General features: G+C 65.3%; 4 protein-coding genes and 2 pseudogenes. 3 read left to right on the top strand and 3 right to left on the bottom strand.

The features are described 5' to 3' along the window. The 3 genes and pseudogenes from P3G67_RS35580 to P3G67_RS35570 form a co-directional block, all read left to right on the top strand. A pseudogene (locus P3G67_RS35580) lies at positions 1 to 97 on the top strand (DNA-binding protein); the annotation flags it as partial. Positions 98 to 269: 172 nt separating this feature from the next. After that, entirely contained in the window at positions 270 to 650 is a 381-nt protein-coding gene (locus P3G67_RS35575; RefSeq protein WP_276097211.1) for a type II toxin-antitoxin system RelE/ParE family toxin, read from the top strand. Further along, positions 650 to 991, top strand: a complete 342-nt coding sequence (locus tag P3G67_RS35570; RefSeq protein ID WP_276097210.1) for a helix-turn-helix domain-containing protein — start codon at positions 650 to 652, stop codon at positions 989 to 991. Before P3G67_RS35575 ends, P3G67_RS35570 begins: the two co-directional genes overlap by 1 nt. 391 nt (positions 992 to 1,382) lie before the next feature. Here P3G67_RS35570 and P3G67_RS36300 read toward each other — a convergent pair. The 3 genes and pseudogenes from P3G67_RS36300 to P3G67_RS35560 form a co-directional block, all read right to left on the bottom strand. Then, positions 1,383 to 1,508 (bottom strand): annotated as a pseudogene (locus P3G67_RS36300) (integrase); the annotation flags it as partial. A 32-nt stretch (positions 1,509 to 1,540) separates the two neighbouring features. Then, positions 1,541 to 2,638 carry an integrase core domain-containing protein gene (locus P3G67_RS35565; protein ID WP_276097209.1) on the bottom strand — a complete coding sequence of 366 codons (1,098 nt, stop codon included), beginning with the start codon at positions 2,636 to 2,638 and terminating at the stop codon, positions 1,541 to 1,543. A gap of 494 nt (positions 2,639 to 3,132) precedes the next feature. Further along, positions 3,133 to 4,659, bottom strand: coding sequence for an FAD-binding oxidoreductase (locus tag P3G67_RS35560; protein WP_276097208.1), 1,527 nt, complete (start codon positions 4,657 to 4,659; stop codon positions 3,133 to 3,135). Between the last annotated feature and the right edge of the window lie 1,306 nt (positions 4,660 to 5,965).

Here is a 5,965-nt window from a genome sequence, read left to right as displayed (position 1 = left end):
CGCACGTGCCGCTCAGGGACCCGTGACCGTCCTCACCTCCGATCCGGAAGATCTCACCCTCTTGTGCGGGCCGACCGTCGAGATCATTAAAGTCTGAATACTCGGGTCATCTGTCCCGGGTCGGCCCTGCGGGTGCCGAAAAGTCCATCCGGGCTGGTCAGGCGACATGTGGGTATTCATGGAGGGCTCCGCCGAGATGGTCCATCCTGCGTACGGGCAACCGCCGCGCCGCCTTGAATATGCTGCAGACGACATATAATGTCCTGAGGGTGGATGTGCTCTTCACCATCGAGCTCGAGCCTGAAGTGCGGGACTGGCTGGAGACGCTGTCGGCCAAGCACTTCCTCAAGATCGACGAATATGTCGGGTTGCTCGCGGAACACGCCGCTGCGCTCGGCGAGCCATACGCCCGCCACCTCGGCGACGGAGTCCGGGAGCTGCGCCCGACCCTCGACGGTGCTGCCATGCGCATCACGTACTGGCTCACACCGAACCGCACCGCGGTCCTGCTGACTGTCTTCCGAAAGACGAGAATGCGGGAGGACGCCGAGGTCAGGCGCGCCAAACTCGCACAGAAGGTCTGCGAGGTCGAACATGGCCCGGCCCACGAGGAGTTCATCCGCACCATCGAGGAAGGAGAGATGGAGTAATGAGCCACAGCCGCTGGAAGAGCCTGCGCGAGCGGAAGCTCGCCGAGGGCTTCACCGAGCCGGAGGACGTAGCTGAGGCGCGTCGCGAGATCCGGCTGTCCATGGCCTTGGCGAAAGCCGTGTACGACCGGCGCACCGAGCTGGGGCTCACCCAGGCCGAACTGGCCGACCGCGCACGGCTCACGCAGGCGAAGATCTCACGGATCGAAGGCTCCGACACCGTTCCCACACTGCCGCTCCTCGCCAAGCTGGCCAGGGCTTTGGATGCGACCCTGAACATCGCCCTCGACGACGACGACACCCAGGTGACCTTCACCGCGCACCGCACGGACGCAGCCTGAACCAGCCGACTCCCCGTGAATCATCCGCCGCCCCCCGTTTCATTCCGATCGCCCTCCCTCGTCGGACCCGTGGTGCAGGGGGAGCGATTCGCTCTGGCATGACACTTGACGGCCGCGGTGTGTGGCGTCGTAGGGATCTCGACGGCGACTCAGAACTGCGAGGGTCTCAAAATGGTGCAAAAAGAGGCGAATTGCCGCGCAACCGGGGGTCAAGGGGTCGCAGGTTCAAATCCTGTCGTCCCGACTTGCGAAACCGCAGGTCGAAGGCCGTTTCCGTGAGTAACGGAAGCGGCCTTTGTCGTTTTTGCGGTGGGAGCGAACGGGGAGCCCTCTGGGAGCGCTCTTGCTCCCAGCCTCAAGTGGTGTCAATCGGGGGCGATTTGTCCGTCAAGGTGCGCCACGTCTGTTGAGTGGCGCGCTGCGGTGCGGGTGGCAGGCCCGCGCGACGAAGTACGCGTCGGATGGTGGTGGCGGCCACGCGGTGGCCGAGCCGTCGCAGTTCGCCTTGGATTCTGACGTTGTGGGTGCCGGAAAGTGCATCCACGCTGGTCAGGCTATATGTCGGTACTCGTGGAGGGTTCCGCCTAGTCGGTCGTGGCGGCGTATGTTCAGTTGGGCGATCCGGTCCGGATCGTTGATCGGCGTGGGCCGTGCTCTCAGGGGTGAGCTTTGGTCGAGGGCGCGGTGGGGGCGGTGGGTGTTGTAGTGGTTCTCGAACTCGCGTAGTGCGTTGGTGAGATGGCGTTGGTTCCAGATCAGCGTGCGGTCGAGGAGTTCCCGTCGGCAGGTGGCTACCCAGCGTTCCATGACCGCGTTCATCCGCGGCATCCTGACGCCGGTGAGCACGGCCTGGATCCCGGCGTCGGCGAGTATCGCGTCGAAGATCTGCGGGTACTTGCCGTCCCGATCGCGGATGAGGAATCGGGCCCGGTATCCGGCGTCCTCCAGATCCATGACCAGGTTCCGCGCCGCCTGGGTGACCCAGGCGGCGGTCGGGTGCGCGGTCGCGCCCAAGATTCGAATTCGGCGGCTGGCCTGCTCGATCACCGTCAGCACATGCAGTCGCGCGCCGGTGAGGGTGACGGTTTCGAGGAAGTCACATGCCAGCAGGGCGTCGGCCTGCGAGTGCAGGAAGGCGGCCCATGTCGTGGTCGTGCGCTGCGGCGCCGGGTCGATCCCTGCGGTGCGCAGGATCTCCCAGATGGTCGAGGCGGCGACCTTGACTCCGAGGACCGCGAGTTCGCCGTGGATCCGGCGATACCCCCAGGTGGGGTTGTCCTTCGCCAGTCGGAGCACGAGGAGCCGGATGGACCGGACCGTTCTCGGCCGTCCGATGCGCTTCGGGCGTGACCGCATGGCGTGCTGGCGGCGAAGGATGTCGCGGTGCCAGCGCAGCACGGTGTCCGTTCTCACCAACAGCCGCACCTGGCATAGGGCTTGCTTAGGGAGGTGGTGGAGCAGGGCGGCGAGGAAAGTGCGATCCTCGGGCGTGAAGCGGGGGCGGGCTTCGTGGAGCTGGCGCTCCAGCACGGCGAGTTGGTGCCGCAACGCAAGGATCTCCACGTCCTTGTCCCGCCCGCTTCTCGGCAGCAGCCTCAGCGCGGCGAAGGCGTTCGTCATCGTCAGGTAGGCCAAGCGGAGCAGCACAATCGATCATCATGCCCCGCGGCCCCGACTGCCGGTGGCGAGATGGCGCGATCCGCCCCCTTACCTGTACGGATGGACTTCTCGGCACCCACAGCGTCCGTGCCGAGGACTGCATCCGCGCCGCCCGTTCCACCGGCCTGCGCAACCTGCCCTGCACGACACGCCCCAGAGCCAGGTCTGGCTGGAGATCATCCAGATCGCCCTCGACCGGCTCGAAGCTCTGCCCAACCCTGGCTGACCAGCAGCATCCCATCCCTGCTACCAGCACCATCACAACCGGAGCCGTGGAACCCGGCGCCCACCCGGCACGACAGCCGGACCATCAGCCCTGCCCGCAAGCAGAAATCTTCACTCTGAACGAGCAAAGGGATCGTCAGCAAGCTGACGATCCCTCATGCAAGATCGGGGCTAACGACACCCCTTCGACTGCGTCGGGCCCTTCTGCGTGAAAGGCCGAGCCTGACCGGGGAGGGGCCCCGACGGCGAACTGTCGATCAGCGTGACGCGGGCGGGATGCTCTGCTCGTACTGGAAGACGTTGTAGGGGTCGTACTTCGCCTTGATCTCGCGCAGCCGCTCGAAGTGGCGTCTCCCCCAGTAGGCGGTCTCCCACTCCTGCATGCCGACGTTCGGCACGTTGACGTAGGCGCCGTCCACGAAGCTGCGCATCGCCTGGCTGAATTCGGCGGTCCAGGCCTGGCACGTTGAGGTGAGCGGGTCGCAGACGCCTGGTGTCGTTGAAGGAGTCCCCCAGGCTGCGCCGATCTCGCCGTAGAAGATCGCGTCGCGGTGCACGAACGCGGTGCCGCCGCGGGGCTCCTTCTTGATCGCCCCGCCGAAGGCATCGACGAAGTAGTTGCTGTCCTCCGTGGGAGCGTTTCGCATGTAGTAGCCGATGACGTCGATCGCCTTCTTCGGGAACAGTTTCTTGGCGAACTGTGAGAAGAACTTCACGTTGGCGGGCTCCTGCGAGCGCGGGACCTGGGCTCCGGCAAAGATGGGGCCCCAGTTACCGACCTGCACCTTCACATCGGGCGTGCCGATCGACAGGATCGGGGCCAGCATCTTTCTGGCCTCTGCCGCCGTGCCCTCCGCGAGCCACGCGAACAGCACGATCTGAGACTTGTGGATCTCGACTTCGGATCCGAGGCGGTTGTCGGCGCACGGTACCGTACGCTGCCATGCATCGAAGATCCCATGCAGGTCCGTGAGGCCGTCCCAGGTCGCCTGCACATAGGCGATGCGCTTGAGCGGGTGCACCTTGTAGGTGAGTTGCGTGACGATTCCGAAGTTGCCGTTTCCCGCCCCACGGAGCGCCCAGAGCAGGTCTGAGTGGTCCTTCAGGTCGGCATGGATCACCTCGGCGCAGTCGCGACCCGACGGGACGACGACCTCGGTCCCGATCAGGCTGTCGCAGGCCATGCCGAGCCAGCGGTTGAGGGGGCCAAGGCCGCCGCCGACCGTCGCACCGACCAAGCCGACGCTGCCCTCGCTTCCGGTCGTGACCGCGAGGTCCTGCTTGGCGAGCGTCGTCACCGCTTCCAACTGGGTCAGGCCGGCGCCGACTGTCGCGATACGAGCATCGGTGTCGATGTGGACCGACTTGAGCTGGCTGACGTCGATCACGATGCCGTTGTCGATGTTCGACCAGCCCTCCAGGGCGTGGCGGCCGCTGCGTACCCGCAGTGCGACGTTGTGCTGCCGTGCCCAGGTGAGGGCGTTCACCACATCCTGGGTCTCCTGGGCGAAGACGATGACCAGCGGGTAGTGAGAGAACAGCTGGTCGTAGTCGATGCGATCATCCGTGTACGAGGCGTCACCGGGGCGCACGACGCGACCGGTCAGCTTCGCCGGCGGACCTCCCGACGATCCTTTAGTCGGGTCGCTCGCGGGCAGAAGGCCCGAGGTGCTCGCGGCTGCAATGTCCGGCGCGCCTGCGGCCTTAAGGCCCGAGGCGACGACCGCCCCGGCGCCGGCGGCCGCTGACGCCCTGAGCAGGTAGCGGCGGGAAAAATCGCTCAAGGTCCAGATCCTCTCGATCGGGCTACGCCGGTACGCGGCTGAGGAAGCCCTTACCCGCCAGCCGCCGGGCAGTCCTTTGTGGTCGACCCCCGCACGGTAACGGGGCGACCATGCGGTGTTTCCCGACACGCCAATTGAGGACGATGACGACAGCCGGAAGAAGTAACTCAGCGGGATCCCGTCATAACCGGTTTGGGATGCACCGCGGCCTGCTCGAAGCTATCCCTTGGTCCAAGCGGTCAGAAATACGCGGGTGCTCTCAAAGATGATGGACCCCCGATCTTGCTAGTCAGGTCAGCATTTCGCAATGGCCCGACGAACCGCCTTTCTGAATAGAAGGCTCTGCCTCCGCCTCAAACGGGTGACTCGGTCGCGAAGTACATCGCGCCTACGAGTTCCACCGGGATGGATCTGGTCGTCATCGCGGGGTTCCGGCACCCCGGGTACTCCCTCGCGGCACCAAGCGGGCGGTCATCCTGGATAGAGGCGGCGAGCCGGTCTAGGTGCATGTTGGAGCCGTAGGAGGTGTACCAGACCTGCTCAGGATGCTGATCAACTGTCCGCGTGGCCGTCTGCGGACGCTCAGGAGGTTCACCGGGCAGGTCAGGAGGGGTGCACGTACGCCGGTGAACCGGTGGCGGCTGTCGGCGCACTGGATAAAGAGCAGGACAAGGAGGGTGCCGAGTGATGGGGAAAGGCGGGGTCATGGGCCGGTCGCACGGGGCCGTGCAGGGTTCCTCCGAGTCGCTCTCGTCGGCGGACCTCCAGGTGCCTGGTCTGCTCTGGCACGCTGATCGGTTCGGGTCGTGGTCGAAGCGGTGCGGCTTGCTTCAGCGATCGGTGTGGCCGGTGCTTGTTGTTAGAAGGTTGGGCGACGCTCAGCGGCCCGGACGTACCCAAACCCTCGCCCAACAGGGCTGCCCCTGAGGCGTCAGCGCGGTCCATCAGCCGCTCGACGACCTCGTCCACCAGCTCGTCCTCGACCGGCTCGACGGCCGGCGTTTCCTTGTTTGCCATGTTCGCCCGTCCCGGCTGGTCAAGGCCCCAGAGCTGGGCCTCGGCCAGCCTGTCACATCACGGACTTACACGATCTTTCAGACACGCTCCCACTATGCAGCCAAATCACTTCGAAAGTAAGGCTTGACTTACTTGTTCGGTTCAGCCTGAAGGGTGTCAAAAGGGACTGTACGGTCACTGGTGTAACTCCCGAGCTGGAAGCGACAGTTGATGACTGACGTGGTGAGTGACACCAAGGCCCAAGAGGTGCCCGTGGACGAGGTCCTGGACGACGCCCTGATCCAGCAGC

Source organism: Streptomyces silvisoli (assembly GCF_029269905.1).
GTDB lineage: Bacteria > Actinomycetota > Actinomycetes > Streptomycetales > Streptomycetaceae > Streptantibioticus_A > Streptantibioticus_A silvisoli_A.
Note: the sequence above shows the minus strand (reverse complement) of the source record. Positions and strands in the feature narration are given on the sequence as shown.

Excerpts from the sequence above, each read along its gene's own strand:
- P3G67_RS35570 (WP_276097210.1), top strand. The coding sequence starts at position 650 with ATGAGCCACAGCCGCTGGAAGAGCCTGCGCGAGCGGAAGCTCGCCGAG.